At 70.2% G+C, this 19349-nt stretch carries 18 protein-coding genes and 1 pseudogene; 5 read left to right on the plus strand and 14 right to left on the minus strand.

From position 1 onward, the window contains the following. Positions 1 to 15: 15 nt before the first annotated feature. Entirely contained in the window at positions 16 to 909 is an 894-nt protein-coding gene (locus tag ABD830_RS15645; protein WP_344987563.1) for an SDR family oxidoreductase, read from the minus strand. A gap of 1 nt (position 910) precedes the next feature. Then, positions 911 to 2467 carry an MFS transporter gene (locus ABD830_RS15650; RefSeq protein ID WP_344987564.1) on the minus strand — a complete coding sequence of 519 codons (1557 nt, stop codon included), beginning with the start codon at positions 2465 to 2467 and terminating at the stop codon, positions 911 to 913. Between the two features lie 74 nt (positions 2468 to 2541). Between ABD830_RS15650 and ABD830_RS15655 the strand changes: the two genes are divergently transcribed. Beyond that, complete coding sequence (locus ABD830_RS15655) at positions 2542 to 3447, plus strand: LysR family transcriptional regulator (protein ID WP_344987565.1); 906 nt, start codon at positions 2542 to 2544, stop codon at positions 3445 to 3447. 112 nt (positions 3448 to 3559) lie between these two features. Here the strand turns inward: ABD830_RS15655 and ABD830_RS15660 are convergent, their stop codons facing one another. The 4 genes and pseudogenes from ABD830_RS15660 to ABD830_RS15675 form a co-directional block, all read right to left on the minus strand. Beyond that, complete coding sequence (locus ABD830_RS15660) at positions 3560 to 3784, minus strand: glycoside hydrolase family 30 beta sandwich domain-containing protein (RefSeq protein ID WP_344987566.1); 225 nt, start codon at positions 3782 to 3784, stop codon at positions 3560 to 3562. A gap of 330 nt (positions 3785 to 4114) precedes the next feature. Further along, positions 4115 to 4300: pseudogene (locus ABD830_RS15665) on the minus strand (FAD-dependent oxidoreductase); the annotation flags it as partial. A gap of 92 nt (positions 4301 to 4392) precedes the next feature. After that, positions 4393 to 5181 (minus strand): DUF1684 domain-containing protein, encoded by a 789-nt coding sequence (locus ABD830_RS15670; protein WP_344987567.1) that lies wholly within the window; start codon positions 5179 to 5181, stop codon positions 4393 to 4395. Between the two features lie 31 nt (positions 5182 to 5212). Then, positions 5213 to 6670 (minus strand): MFS transporter, encoded by a 1458-nt coding sequence (locus ABD830_RS15675; RefSeq protein ID WP_344987568.1) that lies wholly within the window; start codon positions 6668 to 6670, stop codon positions 5213 to 5215. A 222-nt stretch (positions 6671 to 6892) separates the two neighbouring features. Here ABD830_RS15675 and ABD830_RS15680 point away from each other — a divergent pair, with 222 nt between their 5' ends. Then, entirely contained in the window at positions 6893 to 7483 is a 591-nt protein-coding gene (locus ABD830_RS15680; RefSeq protein ID WP_344987569.1) for an XRE family transcriptional regulator, read from the plus strand. A gap of 57 nt (positions 7484 to 7540) precedes the next feature. Here the strand turns inward: ABD830_RS15680 and ABD830_RS15685 are convergent, their stop codons facing one another. From ABD830_RS15685 to ABD830_RS15720, 8 genes are all read right to left on the minus strand, one after another. Beyond that, positions 7541 to 8380, minus strand: coding sequence for an IS1634 family transposase (locus tag ABD830_RS15685; protein ID WP_344987570.1), 840 nt, complete (start codon positions 8378 to 8380; stop codon positions 7541 to 7543). Positions 8381 to 8789: 409 nt separating this feature from the next. Then, positions 8790 to 10271, minus strand: coding sequence for a hypothetical protein (locus tag ABD830_RS15690; protein ID WP_344987571.1), 1482 nt, complete (start codon positions 10269 to 10271; stop codon positions 8790 to 8792). Then, on the minus strand, positions 10268 to 10966 hold the full coding sequence (locus ABD830_RS15695) for an ABC transporter ATP-binding protein (RefSeq protein WP_344987572.1): 699 nt from the start codon (positions 10964 to 10966) through the stop codon (positions 10268 to 10270). Before ABD830_RS15695 ends, ABD830_RS15690 begins: the two co-directional genes overlap by 4 nt. A gap of 26 nt (positions 10967 to 10992) precedes the next feature. Continuing rightward, positions 10993 to 11565: a peroxiredoxin family protein gene (locus ABD830_RS15700; protein WP_344987573.1), complete on the minus strand. Its 573-nt coding sequence runs from the start codon at positions 11563 to 11565 to the stop codon at positions 10993 to 10995. Beyond that, a complete protein-coding gene (locus tag ABD830_RS15705) occupies positions 11562 to 12131 on the minus strand; it encodes a MauE/DoxX family redox-associated membrane protein (protein WP_344987574.1) in 570 nt (189 codons plus the stop codon). Before ABD830_RS15705 ends, ABD830_RS15700 begins: the two co-directional genes overlap by 4 nt. Continuing rightward, complete coding sequence (locus ABD830_RS15710) at positions 12125 to 13042, minus strand: SDH family Clp fold serine proteinase (RefSeq protein WP_344987575.1); 918 nt, start codon at positions 13040 to 13042, stop codon at positions 12125 to 12127. The genes ABD830_RS15705 and ABD830_RS15710 overlap by 7 nt, the downstream gene beginning before the upstream one ends. Beyond that, positions 13039 to 14055: an MvdC/MvdD family ATP grasp protein gene (locus ABD830_RS15715; RefSeq protein ID WP_344987576.1), complete on the minus strand. Its 1017-nt coding sequence runs from the start codon at positions 14053 to 14055 to the stop codon at positions 13039 to 13041. The genes ABD830_RS15710 and ABD830_RS15715 overlap by 4 nt, the downstream gene beginning before the upstream one ends. An 83-nt stretch (positions 14056 to 14138) precedes the next feature. Further along, complete coding sequence (locus ABD830_RS15720) at positions 14139 to 14348, minus strand: hypothetical protein (RefSeq protein WP_344987577.1); 210 nt, start codon at positions 14346 to 14348, stop codon at positions 14139 to 14141. A 150-nt stretch (positions 14349 to 14498) separates the two neighbouring features. On the opposite strand from ABD830_RS15720, the gene ABD830_RS15725 reads away from it, so the two are divergent. The 3 genes from ABD830_RS15725 to ABD830_RS15735 all read left to right on the plus strand — a co-directional run bounded on the left by ABD830_RS15725 (position 14499) and on the right by ABD830_RS15735 (position 18603). Beyond that, positions 14499 to 17351, plus strand: coding sequence for a helix-turn-helix transcriptional regulator (locus ABD830_RS15725; RefSeq protein ID WP_344987578.1), 2853 nt, complete (start codon positions 14499 to 14501; stop codon positions 17349 to 17351). Positions 17352 to 17465: 114 nt separating this feature from the next. Next, the gene (locus tag ABD830_RS15730) at positions 17466 to 17861 is read left to right on the plus strand and encodes a helix-turn-helix domain-containing protein (protein ID WP_344987579.1); all 396 of its coding nucleotides are present in this window, start codon (positions 17466 to 17468) and stop codon (positions 17859 to 17861) included. Positions 17862 to 18084: 223 nt separating this feature from the next. Beyond that, positions 18085 to 18603, plus strand: a complete 519-nt coding sequence (locus ABD830_RS15735; protein ID WP_344987580.1) for a hypothetical protein — start codon at positions 18085 to 18087, stop codon at positions 18601 to 18603. Positions 18604 to 19349: the final 746 nt, after the last annotated feature.

Consider the following 19349-nt stretch of genomic DNA (forward strand, 5'->3'; position numbering starts at 1 on the left):
GTGATGTGTCGGGTCTTAAGCGGCGTATGCGCCGGCCTGGATGTCCTCGATGAGAGTCGGCCCGGAAGGGGCCCACTCCAGCTGTTCGCGGGTCCATGTGCTGGAGGCGGACATGTCCATCGCGAAGAATCTGCCGACGAAGCCGAAGTGCTCGACGGCGTTCTCGGGTGCGACCGGCCTTACGGGGAGGCTGAGGGTGCGCCCGACGGCCTCGGCGATCGTGCGCGTCGAGACGGCCTGCTCGGCGACGGCGTGCAACCGGGATCCGGCCGGTGCCCCCTCGATCGCGAGCCGGACGAGGTGCGCCGCATCGGAACGATGCACCGCGGCCCAGGCCGTACCGCCGTCACCGATGTAGGCGGATACGCCGTGCCGGCGGGCGGCCGCGACGATGGAGGCCATGAATCCGTGATCACCGATCGCGTGCACCGTCGGGGCGAAGCGCACGCTGATCGCCCGGACGCCCTTCTCGACATACTCGAGCGCGAGGTTCTCGCTGCCCCCTCGCGGGGAGTCCGGGCCGACCGCGGGCGACGGGTCACTCTCGACCGCGGGCCTGCCCTGCGCCAACCCGGACAGTGCGGCTGCGAGGACGAAGGGGCGACCGCTCCCGATGAGCGCGTCGGCGATCGTCTCGACCGCGGCCCTCTCGGCTCGGTTGGACACCGCCGGGTTGGCCCAGTCGTGCTTGTTAGCCAGGTGGACCACGGCCTCCGCGGCGGCGGCCCCGGCGCGGATGGTGTCGAGGTCATCCAGGTCGCCGCGCCGTACCAGGGCGCCCTTCTTCTCCAGCGCGGCGGCGGAGGCGTCCGAGCGGGCCAGGCCGGTGACGTCGTAACCCGCCTCCAGCAACTGGTCGACGACGGCCGAGCCGATCCATCCGGTCGCTCCGGTGACGAATACCTGCATGTCAGTACTCCTTTGTGTACAGCTTTGTGTTCGGCGGCGACCCGGACGGGCCACCGGGGTCTGAGTGGTCGGCGCGTACTCGTCGGGACAGCAGCGACTGCAGGACGACGAGCCCGCCGACGATGAGCACGGTCGCCCCGGTCACCCGCAGTCCGAGGTCCGTGCCCGAGACGAACGCCGTGATGACGTCATGGGCGCGGCCGGGTGTGGTCACGGCGAGTGCTTGGGCGACGGTGTGCGAACCGTGGGCGCGGATGTCCGGCGGGAGCGTGGCGACGAACCGTGCGGTGAGCACGGTGCCGATGACGGCGACGCCAAGAGCGCTGCCGAACTCGCGGGTGGTGGCCTGTAGCCCGGCCCCGACCCCGGCCTGGGCCGGTGGCAGCGAGCCCGCGATGGCGCCGGACAACGTCGGCAGTGCCAGCGCCACGCCGGCTCCGGTCACCATGAGCCACGCGGCGTATCCGGCGTACGGGGTCTGGGCGCCGCTGGTGGACAGGCCGAGCAGGCCACAACCGACGAACCCGAACGCGAGCGCGATGGTGACGTCGAGGCCGACGCGCCGTGACAGGCTTCCTACATGCCGCGCGCCCAGGATGACCGGGATGGTCAGCGGGATGATGCCGAGACCGGTTCGCAGCACACCGAAGCCCATGCCGTGCTGCAGGAACGACGCGTTGACGTAGAACAGCGCGAACATGCCGAAGAAGACCGCGGTCATGCCGAGGCAGGCGTTGCGCAGGCCCGGGACGCGGAAGAGCCGTGGATCGAGCAGCGGGTGCTCGACGTACAGCTCCACGAGCGTCCACACCGTGAACAACACGGCGGCGCAGACGAACCCGGCGATGACGAACGGGCTGTCCCATCCTTGCTCCGGGCCCTGGACGATTCCGAGCAGCAGCGCCACCGACGCGCCGACGAGCAACACCGCGCCGAGCAGGTCCAGGCGGCGGTCATGCCGCGGCGACACCGGCGCGACCTGAGCCACGAGCATGGCCAGTACCAGCGAAACCGGCACGGCGGCAAGGAACAGCCAACGCCATGATCCGCCCGACAGCAGCGCACCGCCGCCGACGTTGCCGACAACTCCCCCGATTCCCGTCATCGACGCCCAGGTCGCGATCGTCGCGCTCTTGCGTTCGGCGGGTACGGCGTGCAGCAGCACGGCAAGCGTGTTGGGCAACACGGCGGCGGCACCGATACCCGTGATCGCCCGGCTGACCAGCAGGAGGGCCACGTTCGGCGCCGCCGCCGACATCAACGCGCCCGCCGCGAACAACACCAAGCCGGTCAGCAGGACACCCTTGTGCCCGAAGCGGTCACCCGCGGCACCTCCTGGGATCACCAGACAGGCGAAGAAGATCACATAGGTGTCGACGATCCAGACCAGGGCCGACGCCGACGGGCGCAGCGCGCTGGCCGCGAGCATGGGAACGGCGAGGTTGACCGCGGCGACCATCCCGACGACGAGCACCACACAGGCGCACATGACCGCCGGCAGGCCGTGCCGGCCTCGCCTGGTCGAAGCGTGATCGGGGATCGAGACCTTGAGTGGCATGACGACGACGCTACGGACGCCGCGGTTTTTGCGCCACGCAACTTCTGCAATGAGTCCTTGCGTAAGATGCAACTATGACCGACCAGCTCGACCTGAACCTGTTGCGGGTGTTCGACGCGCTCCTCCAGGACGGCAGCGTCACAGCGGCCTCCGAGCGGCTTCATCTGTCCATCCCCGCGACCAGCAGGGCCCTGGGCCGCCTGCGGCGGGCGATGAACGACCCGATCCTGGTGCGCGCCGGCCGCGGGATGGCTCCCACGCCGTTCGCCCTGCGAACCGCACCACGAGTACGGTCACTCCTCGACGAAGCGTCGGCCCTGATCAGCGCCGACCGCGAGCTCACGATCGCCGAGCTCAAGCGCACCTTCACCATCCGCATCAACGACGGCGTGGCCGCGACCCTGGCGACGGCCGCAGTCGAAGCCACCGCCACGCTCGCCCCGGGCGTGATGTTGCGCTTCGTCGCCGAGGGCAGCGAAAACGTCGAGGCCCTCCGCGACGGCTCGGTCGATCTGGACATCGGCGCCGGCGACGTCACGGCTCCCGACATCCGGTCCGCGGTGCTGTACCGCGAACGCATGGTCGGCATCGTCCGCGCCGACCATCCGCTGGGCCGTCACCGCCGCCCGACGTTGACGCAACTGTGCCGGCATCCGCACGTCTCGGCCTCCCGACGCGGACGCGCTCGCGGACCGCTGGACGACGCGCTCGACGCCGCGGGCCTCCACCGCCACGTCGCCGCCGTCGTCCCCACCTCGGCCGTAGCCGCGCTCCTGGTCGCATCCAGCCAGTACGTCGGGCTCGTCCCCCAACGCCTCGCCGAGCAGTACGGCCAGACCCTCGGCATCCGGTGGTTCCCCGTCCCCGCGGACCTGCCGGAGGTCGACGTACGTCTGCTCTGGCACGCACGGCTCGATGCCGACCCCGCGCAGCGCTGGCTACGCGACACCATCCGCGACGCGCTCCGCACGGAGAGGTGAGTCGTTGACACTCCGACACGATCAGAGCGGTCGTCGCGCCAGCTCACCTCCGCCGACGGCCCCGAGCCGTGCGCCGCTGATGCCGTGGGGCGTGCGGAGCGTGGCCGACGGGTCAGCGAAGGACGACCGTGGTCAGGGCGTGTGGCAGGAGCGTCACCGTCCCGCCCTCGACAGGGATGGATCCGAGTGACTCGTCCTCGTTGGTCACGTATGCCGCGACCTCGCCGCTCACTCCCTCCCAGGTAACGGGGGCCATGCCGGTGTTGAGGATCTCGACGACGCGGGAGCCGTCGGTGTTGCGGAAGGCGGACACCTTCAGGGCGGGCTTCGCGACCATCGCTTCGAGTCTGACCGCGCCCGGCCTGATGAACCGGCTGTTGGCGGCCAGCGCCCACAGCCCGGTAGGCCTTGGCCTCCTCGTCGATCAGCAGCAACGCCCTGGTGTTTCCCTTGGAGGCTCCAGCCAGTACAGGTAGCCGGAGACGTGGCCGAGGGTCAGCGCGTCGTGCACGGCCAGGGCGATCGTGAACCCGTCGGAGCCGCTGCCGTCGTACCAGTTCTCGTTCCAGCTGGTGCCGTTGGGATGCCACTCCGACATCCACGTCGGCCTCGATCGCCGTCGTGTACGCCTTGGCCTCGGTCCAGCCGACAGATTCGGAGCACACCAGCCCTGGATGCCGTCGCGGAAGCCGGGAAAGTTCTCGACCTCCGTGGTCGTCATCAGCGCGCCGCCGAACTGGGCGCCCTCGAGCACCAACGGTTGCAGCTGCGCCCGTGCCGCGTAGATCGCAGCGGTGTAACCGGCGGGACCTGATCCCACGATGATCAGACTTCTGATGTCATCAGCCGCCATGGCTGATCTCCTCCTGCATCAATGATGCTGAGTGAATGTGCTGTATCGGTAGGGCGGCCACCTGCGTAGAAGGCCATGCGCGTGCCGTTCGCTCAGTGGGGTGACTTCTCTCCGGCTTCGATCGCGAAGGGCAGCCGGTTGGTCGATGGCGGCAGTGGGCAGATGGGGAAGTGCTCGCTGAACGCGCAAGGCAGGTTGACGGTGCGGTTGAAGTCAAGCGTCACGTTGCCCTCGCTGTCCGGGCCGGAGACGTCCAGGGAGCGGCCGGCCCCGTAGGTGGTGACGCCGCTGGTGGCGTCGGTGAAGACCGTGAGCAACATGCCGTGTGAGCTGAGCACCTGGAGGGTGTGCTCGCTGCCCGCGTACTCGAAGTGCACCAGACCGGGCGTTTCGTGGGTGTGGGCGTCCGAGCCCACGGAGTCGAGCGTTATGGACGCCGGCGCGTCGAACTGTTCGAGCCGACCCGGGAGCACCCATTTCCGGCTGGGCCCGTAGGTGGGCACACCGTCGAAGTCGTGCCTGGCCGGTGAGCTCGGGTCGTAGGTCACGATCAGGTACGTGCCGCGGTAGGTGATGCCCACTTCCCGCTCCCCCACGGTGACCCGGAGGTCGTCGGGAGCGCCGGCGAGGGCGAACCGGCGTTCGGTGGTGAAGGTCTCGCCGTCGAAGGCCATCGGGGTGCCCTGCGGGTCGATGTGGATGGCGTCCCCGTGTTGCCACCACCGGCCCGGCAGCCCGGGATGGTGCCGGGGTGTCTCGTCCAGCCACTCGTGGGAGGTGGCGGACAGCCAGCCGAAGGGCTGGGTGAGCCATTGCTCCCAGCCGGCCCTCCACTCCTGCCAGGCGCGCGTGAACTCCTGCGGAACGTGTACATCGCTCATTGTCGTTCTCCGTTTCCTTGTGACGCGGCGGTCAGACCGTGGTCGTGGTGGGGCGGGCCCATGTGGCGAAGAGGGTCAGGGCGAGCAGGGGGAAGACGACCCCGGCGGTGAGGGCTGTCGCGATCGCCCCCGCCTCGCCGGTGCCGCCCGCGGCGGCGGTGCCGTACACGGTGGTCATCACGGCCAGGCCGAGTGCGCCGCCGAGTTGCTGCATGGCCTGATTGAGGCTGGACGCGGCACCGAGATGGGCCGCAGGCGCCTGGTGCATGATGACGGCGGTGAGCGGCGCGATGGTCAGCCCCGCGCCGAGTCCGAGCAGGACGAACGGCCCGAGCAGGCCGCCCGCGAACGTGTCGGCGGCATTGATCCGCGACATCCACGCCAGCCCCGCGAGCAGGCCTGTCATCCCGAGGGCGCCGACGATCCGCTCCCCGTGTCGCGTCACCAGGCGGCTGGTCAGGAGGTTCGTGACGAGCAGCGCGGCGCTGAAGGGCAGAACGGACAACCCCGTCTGGAGCGGGGTGAAGCCCAGGACGTTCTGGGTGAACAGCGCGGCGAAGTAGAGGAAACCCGCCTGGCCCGCCGGGATCAGCATCATGGCCAGCAGCGGGGCCGCGCTGCGCATCCTGGTGAAGAAGTCCAGCGGCACGACCGGGGCGGCGTGGCGCCGTTCGATGAGGACCAGAGCGAGCAGCCCGGCGATCGCCAGCGCGAACGAGACGAGCACCGGCGGGCTGGTCCAGCCCTGCGACTCGGCGTTGATGAGGCCGTAGACGAGGGCGGTCATGCCCGTCGTGGACGCGACGGCCCCGCCGACGTCCAGGCGGGCCGGCGCGCGAGGCGCCTCCGGAACCAGCAGGCGTACCCCGACCAGGACGGCCAGGCCGATGGGGATGTTGACGAACATGACCCATTCCCAGCCCAGGGACGTGGTCAACATCCCGCCGAGAAGCAGGCCGAGCGCGGCGCCGACGCCGATGACCAGCACGAACACGCTCATCGCCCGGGCGCGCTGCGGACCGGGCCTGGTGATCGACATCAGCAGCACGAGCGTGCCCGGCGCGGCGAGCGCCGCTCCCACGCCTTGCAGGACGCGGGCGGCGATGAGCATCGCCGGCATCGTGGCCGCACCACCCAGCGCCGAGGCGACGATGAAGATCGACACGCCGATCAGCAGCGTGCGGCGTGGGCCGACGATCGACCCCACCTTGCCGCTGAGCAGGACAAGGCCGCCGAAGACCAGGGCGTAGGAGGTGACGACCCAGGACAGGCCGGTCGCGGAGAAGCCCAGCGCGTGCCGGATCTGCGGCAGCGCGACGTTCACCACGCTGTTGTCGATCACCAGGATGAGCTGGGTGAGGCACAACACGATGACCGCCGGGTAACGCAGCCGTTGTGCGGAGGATGGGTGGCCGCCACTCTCCGCCGGCTGTCGGTCGGGCGGGATGCCGCGGTCGTGGGCGGCGCTTCGGAGGGGTTGGGTGCTCACCGTGAGCGTCCTTTCTGACTGTGGCCGGCTCTGGCTGCGGCCAGCGTCGCGGCTCGGAGTCTGCGTCACCCCCGGACGCGAACGCACAAAAAATTGCCGACTCGGCAAGAGGCACCCCGAGGGAATGCGCGCCCGTACGTGGACGGTTGAGGCCACGTACGGACCTGGATTCGGAGTCAGGCGCTTGCGTACCTCGTTGCCGAGCCAGCAAGGATGGTCACTGTGGACGACGATCTCGACGCCGCGCTGGCGGCCATGGGGCCGCGGCTTCGGCGGTTGCGCCGCCATCGCGGCCTGACCCTGGCCGACCTGGCCGCGGAAACCGGCATTTCGGAGAGCACTCTGTCGCGCCTGGAGAGCGGCGGGCGGCGGCCTAACCTCGAACTCCTCCTTCCCCTGGCCAGGGCCCACGGCATGCCGCTGGACGAGCTCATCGGGGCACCGCAGACCGGCGATCCGCGCGTCCACCTGCGGCCGATCCGGCGCGACGGCATGACGTACATCCGGCTGACCCAACGGGCGGGCGGCACCCAGGCGTACAAGCTGATCATTCCCGGGGCGACGGGCCCCGCGGAGCCCCAGCCGCAGCGCCACGAGGGCTATGAGTGGCTGTACGTGCTCAGCGGCCGGCTCCGGCTTGTGCTGGGTGAGCAGGACCTCGTCCTGGCTCCCGGCGAGGTGGTCGAGTTCGACACGCATGTCCCGCACTGGATGGGGAACGCCGGGGCCACGCCGGTCGAGTTGCTCATCCTGTTCGGGCCCCAGGGGGAACGCTCTCACGTACGTGCCCGGCCGCGCCCGAACGACGGCTGACGCGCGGGGCCCGGCCTCCGCTGCCCGCTAGCCCCGTTTTCCGCACGTAAGTGATCTTCAGCGGAGGTCTCGTGGATCGATGTCGAGGAGGTCAAGGAGATCGAGTTGGAGATCGGTGGGTTGCGGGATGGTCGGGGGTGACTGGCCGGTGCCCGGGATCAGCCGGATGCCGGCCAGAGGGTCGAGGACCAGCTTGCCGGTGGGCACGGCGGGCCGTCCTGCGTACAGGCCGTCGATCTTGGTCTGGCCGCGAGCCGCCAGGGCCTGGCAGACCTGGCGTTCGATCAGGCAGAAGATGAGCAGGGCCAGGCAGATCACGATGATCAGCGCACTGAGGCGGCGGTTGCTCTTCAGGTACAGGCTGGTGACGGCCAGCGGCCCTTTGAAGGCCTGGTAGCGGCGCTCGACCGCTTCTTGGCCTTTGTAGTGGCGCAGCACCTGCCCGGCGTCGGCCTGATCGGCACCAAGGTTGGTCAGCAGGGCGTACCAGCCGTCGGTGGTGGCTTCGGCGTCCAGCGCCTGCTGGTCGAAGTGCCAGGCCAGGGTGGGTTTGCCGGTGTCCGGGTCGGTGCCGGTGAGCGTGGTCAGATAGGCGCTCACCCGCCGGGCGCGGCCGATCGCGGTGATCCGGTCGCTGACGGCCTGCTCGTCGGGATAGTGACGGCTGCCCAGGCCGCGCTCCAGCCGGGCCAGATCCTCACCAGCCCGCGCCAGCTTCTTGGCCCGGGCGGCCTCGGCCGCCTGAGCGCGGGCCGAGGAGTGCACGAAGATCCTTCGCAGCCTCAGCACAGGGTCCTTCTTGCGCGGCCCGGCCACCGTCATGACGTCGTCACGCACGTGCCAGACGCCACGCCGCCGGATGGGCTTGCCCTCGTCCCGGGCGGCGACATAGTCCACCCGGGTGGCCGCAGAGAGCTTCTGACCAGCCAGGGTCTCGGCGCTGACGTAGTGCTTAGAGCCACCACCGTCGCCAGCAGGTCCGGCGGCACCGACGGACGCCCGTTGACCGGCGTATACGTGTCCGCGAACGCCTCCGGCGGGAACAACGCTCGCCGATGTTCGGCCAGGAACGCGAACCTGCTCCCGGCCGGGATCAACTCCCGGCACACGACCCACACCTCAGGCCCGGCCGCAACCATCCGACGGCCCATCATGACCCGAGTGCGACTCCCCGATTCCAGTCTGAAAAGCCACCAAGATCTTCAGGACATTCCTACTAGATGACGGTGCCCTGGGCGCGCCAGCGCGTCGCCCGAGCCGTACCAGCACCACCTCGGTACGGCACGAGCTGACCGCGCTCGATCAATCAGCGCGGGCCTCGCCACCCGGCGGACGAGGTGACGAGCCAGACCGCGCCCGAACAGGCCACGGCGGTCGCCAGCGACAGACTCCCCACCGCGGCGACCGGCGCGTGCGAGGCCAGCAGGGCCGCGCTCGGCGCCCAGCCGAGCGCGCACAGCCCCAGGGCGAGGACATACCTGGCGGCCATCGGGCCGACAAGCGTCCCAGCCAGGTCACTCACGCCCGCGATGAGTACGGCCGTGACGGGAGCCAGCAGTACCCCGGCCCACCACAAGTCCACTGCGATCGCGGGCGAGAGGATCTGCGGCAGCCACAGCGCTTCCAGCGTCGCCGCCGTGCGTGCCGCGGGAAGGGTGTTTGCCCAGATCAGGACCCGCTCCATCCGCATCCCCGTCACGGGCACGAAGTCGTGATCGCGCTCCACGGCCAGGCCGCTGACGAGGTGCTCACCCAGCAGGTGCGGTACAGCGAGGAGCAACGGCACCCAGGCGTAGGCGGGGGCCGTCACCAGCAACCCCGCCACCGCCACTAGGAGCACCGCGGGCATCACCAGACGGTCGGCCAGCGCCCGTCGCTCCTGCGCCAGCGCCCGGTAGAGAACCGCGCGCTCGGCGGCGAACGCCGGCTGGTGTCCCAGCGAGGCCACCCCGGGACGGAATCGCTCGGCTCCCAGCTCCTGGCCGCTGTTGGAGTGGCGCAGCACCTCCCGCGCTCCGGCTGCCTCTCGCGCCGCCGAGTCGGCGGGTTCCTGGTATCCATCGGCCACGGCCACCAGCAGAGCCACTGCGCACACCAGCGACGCCAGGGCGGCCAGCAGCGGAAACGCCGACCCCGGCGCCGGTTCGAACGCCACGTCCATCAGCCCCTGCGCGAGCGGTGCGAGTCGCAACCATGCCGCCGTGGGCAGGTCGGAGGCGTAGGAAGCCAGCATCGCCACTCCCCAGACCGCACCGGCGGCGCGAGTGGCCAGGAGCGTCGCAGCGGGCCCCAGCGCAAGCAGATGGCGGGCGCATGCGGCCAGCCTGAACAGCAGGAGCAGCACGGCGCAGGCCGCAGCCGGCTGCCAGGCTGGTGCCGGGTCGAGCCCCGCCGCCCAGCGCGACAGCGTCCCGGCGGCCAGGACCATCAGCGAGAAGCGTGCTGGCCCGGCCAGCAGGTGCCGGGCCAGCACGGCGCGGCCGCCCCCGGGAGCGGTCAGCAGCCACGAGACGTCGGCAGTGGCAAGCCGCAGCGGGGAGCGGCGCGTGGCGGTCAGCAACAGCAAGGGCAGGACGAGTGGCGCGATGACGGTCACTCGCCCGGCCACGCCGTCCTGGCCGGGCGGCGCGAGCGCGAGCAGCCGGAGCTTGAGCTGGAGCAGGGACACCAGGGCCGCCACCGCGAGCAGCAGCAGCATCCGCCAGGGGCGTAGCTCCCGCACCCTCCGTAGCCAGGCGGTGAGGGAAAGGTAGCCGAGGGCGCGGCCGGCAGCCGCGAACGCATTCACCGGGGCTCCGACGTCAGCGCGAGGTAGACCTCCTCGAGACCGGCCTGACGGGACAGCCCCGCCTTGTGCGCGAGGCTGGAAAGGTCGCCGCCAGCCTTCACCCGTCCGTGTTCGAGCACAATCACCTGATCGGCGATGCGCTGCGCGTCGTGCAGAATGTGGGTGGCCACCACGACGGCCGCCCCGCCCGCCGCCAGATCACTGAGGGTGGTGCGCAGCCGCAAGGCGCTGTGCGGGTCCAGGCCGTTGAACGGCTCATCGAGCAGCAGCACCTCGGCCCCGTGCAGCAGCGCCATGACGAGGGCGAGCCGGCGCCGCAGCCCTTGCGAGAGCTCGTGGGGCAGCGCGTCGCGCCGGTCGCCGAGCTCGAAGCGCTCCAGCAGGTGGCGGGCGCGCCGCTCCCACCCTGGCAGGCCGTAGGCCAGCGCGATGAAGGAGATGTGTTCCCAGACCGAAACGCCTGGGTACAGGTCGGGCTGTTCCGGCATGTAGGAGGTCGCTTGTTGGGCTCGGGTGCTGCCAGGAGGATGGCCGCCGACCAGCATGGTGCCTGCGTCGAGCCGGACGAGTCCGGCAGCCGCCCGGAACAGGGTGGACTTTCCCGCGCCGTTGTGCCCCAGGAGCGCGGTGATCTGCCCGTACCCGCAGCGGAATGCTGCGCCGTCCACGGCTGTCCGCTCCGCGTACCGCTTCACGGCTCCCTCACACTCCCAGGCCGCGCTCATCGCACACCCACGGCGCTCGCCTGCCAGCCGCGCACCAGCTCCTGCCAGCCCTGCGAGCCGAGTGGCCCGCTGCCGCGCACCACGCCGGACTCCACGTGGCAGTACAGCGGGGTGGCCTGGCGCGGGTTGTAGAGCTCGCGTAACGGGTGGTCCGCCGAGGCCAGCACGGTCATGGCCGGTATGGCGTGCTCGGCGACAAGGCGCTCCGTCTGGGCTCGACTGCCGGATTCCTCGTCAAAGACCACCATCACCAGCTCGCTAGCCGCGGACTCGGCCAGCCGCCACAGCGCCGGTATGTGCGGCAGGTGCTCACGGCAACTCGGGCAGTGGTGGGAGACAAAGACGAGTGTGAAGGCGCGGTCGGCATAGTCGTCGCTGTCCAGCACCGCCCCGTCGAGGGTGACCGCGGAGAACGGCGGCGCGGGCATGCCCTCCGGCAGTGCGAGGTCGTCCGGCTGGTGGCGGAAGGGATCGAGCGCGAACCTGAGCTTGGCCGCCATGCGCAGTGTCAGCGCCACCGAGCCCAGCAGGGCGGCCCAGGTGAGGGCGAACATCGCCGTCGTGGTCATGACGCGCTTCCCTTCGCGTTGCCCGGCTGCCATGCCGGGCGAAGAATGAGGCTCACGTCGGGCAGGCTCAGCCAGACCGTGGCGAACAGCGCGGCCATCGCCGCGACGAGCGCGAGCACGTCGGCCGGGAGAACACCCTGGCGGGGCGTCAACGCCTCCAGGAGCAACGCGGCGCAGGCGCAGGCGGTCAGCCCCGCGTTGCGGACGAGGTCGAGCGTGGAGATGGGCTGGGTGCTGCGACCGAAGCAATTGCAGGAGACCCGCCGACCTCTCCGCAGTGCCAGCGCGAGTCGGGCTGAGAACAGCAGCAGGAGCGCCGCAGCGAGCAACAGGCCCCACCTCAGCGCGGCGCCGCCGACCGCCATCAAGGTGGCGGCGCTGCCCTCCGCGGCAACCACCGCGACCGCGGCGGGGCGGGCCGCGCGAGCGGGCAGGCCGGACAGCTCGGCGGTCGCCTTCGTGAAGGCGGGTAGATCACGCACCTTCGCGACGAACGCCAGGGCGAAGACCAGGGCCAGGCTCAAGCGGAAAAACAGCAGCGCGTGCTCGGGCAAGGGAGTCAGCATGCGCGTTCACCTCCGGTGTGGTCGAACTCCCAGTACGGGCGGGGCGGCTGGTCGGGCGCCGGCGCGGTGATGAGCTGGCGGGCGAGGAAGCCGTCGGCGTCGGCCACCAGACCGAGCAGGCCGCCGTCCTCGTCGCTGCGCGTATGCCAGGCACGCAGTGGCTCTGTGCAGCGCCACATCAGCTCCTCCTCACCCGGGCTCGGCCTCGTCACCGCCAGTCCCAGCCCTGCGGCCTCGGTGCGGGTGATGGCGTGGCCGTGGCTGTCGTAGCCAGAGACCAGCTCGTCGATGATGCGGGCGCGGTCCTCCTCGGTCAGGTCGGGCCGCTGGCGGGCGATGAGCTCACGGCCGGCCCTGCGGATGTTGCGGTCGGCGCGGTAGAAGGTGGACAGCGTCGTGGGGAACAGGCGCTGGCTGACGGCCGAGAAGACCTCGAGCCGGTCGGCCCGCTCATCCAGGCCGAACCACTCCCCGGCCATCAGGGGTAGGAGCCTGATGTCCTCGGCGGAGATCCGGCCGGGCGCCGCGACCTGCTCCCCCACGGCGGAGATGTGCGGGTCGATCGGTCCCAACTGCGCCATTGGGCCCAGCACCAGCTCGTCGGCGGCTAGGCACAGCAGAGTACCCGCGGATTCGGCGTGGTCGGGGACGAGCACGGCCAGCCGGTCGGTGTGCTCGTGCAGCAGCAGGGCGATGCGGCGGGTGGCGTCCACGTCTCCTCCGCTGGTGAGCAGGACGAGGTCCAGGCGCTCGGCGCGTTCCCGGCGGCGCAGGCACTCGTACAGGACGTAGGCGTGCGCGGCGTCGAGCCGGCCGGCCAGCAGCGCGACAGCCCGGCCGCCGCGCGCGCGTTCCAGCTCGGCCAGCGCGTCGATCACCGCGTGGCCGTCCGCGACCCCGGACGCGCTCACGACGGCTGTCCCGTGTTGATCAGACAGCTCGCCAGCGCGTCGGTCATGCGCAACTCGGGCACGCGCTCCTCGACGTACATGAACTGGCCGACGGGATTGTTCTCCAGGAAGACGTGGCGGCCGTCGGGGGTCAGGATGAGGTCGAGCGCGCCGAAGGCGAGACCATAGCTGTGTACGAACTCCAGGCAGCGCGCCGCCACCTCGTCGGGCAGCCGGTGCAGGCGGTAGGGGACGTCCACCTCGTAGTGCCTCAGATCCACTGCCGTCTCCGGCCGCTCCTGCGAAAGGATCTCGGCGGCGAAGACCTCGTCTCCGATGACGGTCACCCGCAGTTCCCTGTCCTTGTCGACGTACTCCTGGAACAGGCAGGGGGTCAGCCGCACGGCCTCCAGCGCCGCCAGCTCGGCCTCTCCCAGCAGGGTCGTCGGCATTTCCAGCGACAGCGGCGGGCCGGTCGCCGCCTCTGCGGCCAGTTCGACGGAGGCGAGCGCGGCCGGCCCCGCCATGCTCTTGAAGATCGACCTTCCGCCGCACTCGGCGTGGAAGGCGCGCACCGCCTCCGGGTCGGTGGTGATGAGCGTGCGCGGCACCTCGAAACCCATCCCGGCGGCTCGCCGCAATTGCTCGGGTTTCCAGCTCGCCGCCCTGACGTCGCCGGGACGGCTCATCCAGTAGCAGTCGAGGGAGGCCAGCAACCCGCCCATGGTCTGCTCCAGCTCCGCATTGGCGAAGGCACGCTCCAACGGGCTCAGCTCGGCCGACACGCCATAGGGGTGCGGGCGGCGCAGCCACACCGAGCGCACGCGCTCCAGGTCGGCGATCCGGCCGGTGCTCAGCCGGAATCCACCCGTCCAGTTCCGACAGCGCAGGGCCGTACTGATCACCGCTGTGTCGGGCAGGTGGTCGGAATTCAGCCGCACGGGCTCGTGCCCCCAGCCGACCAGCTTCTTGATGACGACGTCGGCGTGCGGATCCATGGTGTTGGTGAAGATCAGTATTTGCGTGCCCTGCATCTGTGGCCCCGGTCGGTGGTAGTGGACGGGAACGGAGTGCTCCGGGGCAGCACTGAGGCCTGCCCCGGAACCCTCCGGCAAGGTCAGCAGCCGATGGGGCCGGTGTCCCAGAGCTGCCGGTTGTAGGTAATGCAGGTGCCCAGCGCGCAGACCGTGAACTTGGTGCAGTAGCCAGCGGAGGCGGCGTCGCCTCCGACCCACATCTGCTGGTCGGCGTCGTACGCGCCGAGCGGCTCGGCAGTCGTCTCTGCTGGGGTCGTACGGGCGAGTCCCAGGCCGAACGGAGCCTTCATCGCTGTTTCCTTTCGTTTGGCGATGTCTCAAGCGTGGCGACGGGCGCGTTTTTCTGACAGTCACGAAAAGAAGGGACAGATCATATGGTTAACCCACCTTGCAGTGACCTATCGTGAAGATCGTTGATCTCGCGCCGGTGGAGGTCGGACGTGGACAGTCATGCCAGGCGCCTCGTAGGCAGGCAGGACGAGCTCTCGACGGTCGACAACGTCCTGGCGGCGGCGCTCGCCGGAAGCTTTCAGCTCCTGACGCTGACGGGAGAGCCGGGCATCGGCAAGTCGCGGTTGCTGGACGTGGTGGCGTCCAGGGCCCAGCAGCGAGGCATGTGCGTGGTCAGAGGGCTGGCCTCGGAGTTTGAATGCGATCTGCCGCTGGCCCTGGTCATCGATGCCCTCGACGAGCGGCTGGCGAGCCTGCGCGAGGAGCTGAGCGAACGCGTCGGCCAGGCGGCGATCCCCCTCCTGACCTCCGTCTTCCCCGCTCTGCCCGGAGAGCCCGCCGCCGACGTACGAGACGGCCTGAACGCGTTCACCCGCAACCGCCTCTACCGGGCGGTGCGGGGCGTGCTGGAGGAACTGGCGTCGCCCCGTGGCCTGGCTCTGGTGCTGGACGACGTGCATTGGGCCGACGACGCCTCAGCGGAGTTGCTCGGCTATCTGGTGCGCCACCCGCCCGGCGGCGGCGTGCTGATGGCAATGGCCTATCGCCCCGCCCAGACCTCTCCTTCCCTGGCCAAACTGGTACAGGCCGGCGCCGAGCATCACCACCGGCTCGCCGTGGGCCCGCTGAGCAGCGCCGAGGTGGCGGAGTTCCTTGGCGAGACGGTCGGCCGCACCCGGCTGCGGACGCTGTACGAGGCCAGCGGTGGGAACCCGTTCTACCTGGAGGTCCTGGCCGAGCTGGGACGGCATGCCACGGCCGAGACCGCCCCGGCCGAGCTGCCCGCCGACCTGCGCGCCGCGCTCAGGCTCGAACTCGACGCGCTGCCGCCCGACGCGCTGCTGGTCGCCTACGGCGCGGCGGTGACGGGCGAGGAATTCGAGCCCGCGCTCCTGGAAGCGGCCGCGGCGCTGCCGGAGGAGACGGTCGCCGAGGGCATGGACCTGCTGGCCGCCCGTGACGTCATCCGCCCGGCCAAGTCGGCGGGCCGTTTCCGCTTCCGTCACCCGCTGATCAGGAACGCCGTCTACGGCTCCGCCGGAGCGGGCTGGCGGGTCCGCGCGCACGCCCGCATCGCCGCCTACCTGGCCACGGTAGGCGCGCCCGCGTCGCTACGCGCTCACCATCTGGTGCAGTCGGCCCGGCCGGGTGACCGCAGTGCGATCGAAACGCTGAAGCAGGCCGCGCAATCAGTCGAGGAGCACGCCCCCACCACGGCGGCTCGCTGGCTGCAGGCAGTGCTGCGCCTCGTGCCGGAGGACGAGCCGGACCGGATCGAGGTCCTCATGGAGCTGGCCAAACTCCAGGCGGTCAGCGGCCAGCTCCGCGAGGGGTGGAGCACGGCGCAGGAGGCCCTGCGGCTGCTGCCCCGCTCCGACCACACGCGGCGGGCAGCGGTCGTCCGGCACTCGGCCATGATCGACCGGATGCTGGGTCGTCCGACGAAGGGACGGGATCTGCTGACGGCCGAGCTTAACCGCATGCCCCATCCCCTGCTGCGCGCGACGGTGCCGTTACGGCTACGACTGGTCGGGGATAACCTCATGCGGGGCGACGTCCGTATAGCCCAGCACTACCTCGACCTCATACCGGAGATCTCCGCGCAGGAAGAGCCGGCCATGGCCATGGCCGCGGCCGCGATGCGGCCCATGACGGCCTACGCGGCCGGGCGGCTGGACGAAGCGCTCTTCCACGTCGAGGCTGCCGAGCGCCTGGCGGGCAAGACCTCGGACGAGCACCTGGCCGAATGGATCGAAACCTTTTCCTGGTTCTGCTGGTCGCAGATGTTGTTGGGCCGCCAGAAGGAGGCGCAGCACTGGTTCTCGCATGCTGTCGCTGTAGCCCGGGCGACGGGCCAGAACTACATCCTGCCGAGCCTTTTGGCCGGACAGGCCCGAGCGCTCTGGCAGCTCGGAGAGCTGGCGGCGGCGGAGGTAGCGGCCGACGAGGCGACCGAAATCGGCAGATCGCTGCACGCGGTGCAGTTGCTGGCCTTCGGGCTGACCGAGCGCTGCCTGGTGGCCTCCTGGTCGGGGCAGCACGAGGAGGCCCTGCGACACGGCGAGGAGGTCATGCGGCTGTGCGAGAGCGAGACGGAGTCGTGGGCGGCTAACGCCCGCTACGCCGGCGCACGCGCGCTGATCAACGCCGGGGAGGTGATCCCGGGCGCGCAGGTGCTGGCGCAGGTGTGCGCGCCGCCCGCCAGGAGCGTGCTCGACCGGAGCACGCTCCTGGCCAGCTACGAGGCCATGGCCTTCGCCGAGATGACCCGGCAACGAGGCGAGCAGGCCACGCTGTGGGCCGAGCGCGCCACCCGGCTCTCCCAGGGCGGTCTCCCTCCCGCCCTGGCCACCGCCTGGCTGAGCCGCGCCCACGCGCTGCGACTCGGCGAGCCCGCCGCTTCGGCCGAGCAGGCGGTGCGCGCGGCTGAGGAGTTCTCCCGCACCGAGCACTGGATCGAGGCCGGGCGCGCATGGCTGTGCGCAGGCACCGCCTTCACCGCCGCCGGCACGCCCGGCCCCGCCCGTACGGCACTGCACCAGGCGGCCGAGATCTTCGTCCGGTGCGGATCCAGGCACCTGCTGGCCGAGACCATCCGAGAACAGCGCAAGAGCGGCGTGCGTGCGCCGTCGCCCTCGGGCGGCAGGGCGCGACCTTTCGGGCTCTCGCGCCGCGAGATGGACGTCGCCGAACTGGCGGGGGAAGGCTGCAGCAACAAGCAGATCGCCCAGCGACTGTCGATCAGCATCCACACCGTGGAGTCCCACCTGTCGCACATCTTCACCAAACTCGGGGTCGCCTCCCGCATCGGGATGAAGAATGCCCTCGATGGCTGGATGTGACCACCACGACAAACCCTGATCCGGCCGAACGCGGAAATCACGGTTTACCGCGATGTCCCGTGCCTGCCTCGTGCCGCATGCTGATCATGTCCTTCACCGAGCTGGAGTGCCGACATGACCATGATTTCTATCGTTCCGAAATCGCCGATCCTCCACCGCGGGCTCCTGGACGTCCTCCACGAGGAGGGCATCGACTTCGCAGCGATCACGCCCGTCCTGGTCCTGGTGGCCGACGGGGAGCACGGCGGCCTGGCCGAAAGGGTTGCGGAGGCGATCCTCCGCCAGGAACCGGCGGAGGATCGCCCACCCGCTCGCCATCCTGACCTGTCGGCCAGGGAGAACGAGGTGCTCCAGCGGGTCGCCGACGGTTTGACCCAGCAGCAGATCGCGCGGAGCATGGGCATCAGCAGGCACACCGTCGACACCTACCTGCGTAGGGTGCGGGCCAAGCTGGGACTTGGCAACAAGGCCGAGCTCACCAGGGCGGCAGTGCTCGGCCCGTCGTCCTGAGCCGGCCAGTGTCAGGCGTGTGCCCCGCAGACTCAGCTCCAGGTCGCGGGATGACGGTCCCACCCAGGACGAGCTGATCCCCGATTCTGGGACGCCCTGGAGGGTGACCTTCCTCCGCCTCTACGAGGGCCGCACACCGGGCGAGAGATGCTTGGCATCAGTTGGTGCCCATGGCACGATCTACCCCTGTTGGGGAGATCACGGCGGCTGGGTTCGGAGGGGGATGAGCGAGTTATCGGCGCAGCCGCGCGGCCATCAGAGCGGGGCCTATCGTGCGGCCCGCCTTGGGCTGCTGGCGGGGCTGTCCGCCGTGGTCGTCTCGGGATTGCTGCCCTGGATCGCGCCAGCCCGGTCGGGAACGGCCGAACAAACCGAGGGATTCGCTCCGGGTTTCGGCGAAGCCGTGATAGGCCATCTGGGACTGTCCTATCTGGATGTTCATCGCGCAGTTCCGGTAATGCTCCTAGTGACGTTCGCGTTCACGGGGGGCGCAATCATCGCGTCGCTGCTGGCGGTGGTCGCCCTGATCCGGTCATCAGGTGGCGTTCATGTGGTAGGCGCCGCACTCGCTGCAGTGGACGTTGTCGCGTGCGGCGCGGCCGTCGTGCCGTCTCATCCCGACTTGGTCCCCGGTGTTGGGCCTGTAGTGGCCGCGTTCGGATTCTTCGCGCTCGCGACCTGCCAGACCGTGCTGGCGAGGGGAGAACCGGCCGCTCGTGCAGGTCGGCGACCGAGATCTTAGGAGCGATCGACAGCGGCCCGGAATGGGGCCAAGCCCGGTCGATCGCGCCAAGCCCAGTCGCGGGGACGATGGAGCCGCCAATTGGCGACACTCGTTGGTAGCAGCGCTGACCGGATCCGAACGCTGGATCCTGTCCCGTCTCCAGAACGGCGTAATCCTAGGTCGGCGCCCTTCGCGCGTGGAGTGAGGACAGCCTCGTGTGGACCGGGTACGCTCTGTGAGGCGTCCGCTCCTGGTTGCGTCTTGTAGGCGGCCTCAACCTGGACGACGCGGTCGGGTTGACCGCGACGACCACGAATACGTCGTCATGCTCGACACCGCTGACTAGGTCGAGGCTGTTCCGCCCCGACTTGGCGCGAATTCGTCGCCTCCCGGACAGCCGCAAGTGGCGACGGTGCTGACTTCACCTCCCGTAACGTCACCCCCGCCCTCGGCTTGGACAAGGGTCAGGCCCACAAGCTCGGCCCACGGCCGTGTTCGGCCCGTTCCGGGCTCGAACACCTCGGCCGACGCCCATCGTGGTCGTCTCACTGTTGTCGTCGAGGGACGGTCCCGTCCACGTCGCCGGCCACGCCGTCACCCTCACATAAGCGGAGTGGGTCGTCTCACAGGGATCGCGACCACATCTACGAGGCGTTCCTGACGTTCAATGCCGCGATCATCTACCGAGACGTCTCCAGCCGCATTGTGTTGGGCATACCATCCGCCGACTGCCGGACGGCCGATGTAGCGGCTATGGCTGCTGA

This window comes from Nonomuraea helvata (assembly GCF_039535785.1).
GTDB classification, from domain to species: domain Bacteria; phylum Actinomycetota; class Actinomycetes; order Streptosporangiales; family Streptosporangiaceae; genus Nonomuraea; species Nonomuraea helvata.

Excerpts from the sequence above, each read along its gene's own strand:
- ABD830_RS15735 (WP_344987580.1), top strand. The coding sequence starts at position 18,085 with ATGAGCGAGTTATCGGCGCAGCCGCGCGGCCATCAGAGCGGGGCCTAT.
- ABD830_RS15650 (WP_344987564.1), bottom strand. The coding sequence starts at position 2,467 with ATGCCACTCAAGGTCTCGATCCCCGATCACGCTTCGACCAGGCGAGGC.
- ABD830_RS15670 (WP_344987567.1), bottom strand. The coding sequence starts at position 5,181 with ATGAGCGATGTACACGTTCCGCAGGAGTTCACGCGCGCCTGGCAGGAG.
- ABD830_RS15715 (WP_344987576.1), bottom strand. The coding sequence starts at position 14,055 with ATGCAGGGCACGCAAATACTGATCTTCACCAACACCATGGATCCGCAC.
- ABD830_RS15705 (WP_344987574.1), bottom strand. The coding sequence starts at position 12,131 with ATGCTGACTCCCTTGCCCGAGCACGCGCTGCTGTTTTTCCGCTTGAGC.
- ABD830_RS15700 (WP_344987573.1), bottom strand. The coding sequence starts at position 11,565 with ATGACCACGACGGCGATGTTCGCCCTCACCTGGGCCGCCCTGCTGGGC.
- ABD830_RS15645 (WP_344987563.1), bottom strand. The coding sequence starts at position 909 with ATGCAGGTATTCGTCACCGGAGCGACCGGATGGATCGGCTCGGCCGTC.
- ABD830_RS15660 (WP_344987566.1), bottom strand. The coding sequence starts at position 3,784 with ATGGTCGCGAAGCCCGCCCTGAAGGTGTCCGCCTTCCGCAACACCGAC.
- ABD830_RS15730 (WP_344987579.1), top strand. The coding sequence starts at position 17,466 with ATGACCATGATTTCTATCGTTCCGAAATCGCCGATCCTCCACCGCGGG.
- ABD830_RS15655 (WP_344987565.1), top strand. The coding sequence starts at position 2,542 with ATGACCGACCAGCTCGACCTGAACCTGTTGCGGGTGTTCGACGCGCTC.
- ABD830_RS15720 (WP_344987577.1), bottom strand. The coding sequence starts at position 14,348 with ATGAAGGCTCCGTTCGGCCTGGGACTCGCCCGTACGACCCCAGCAGAG.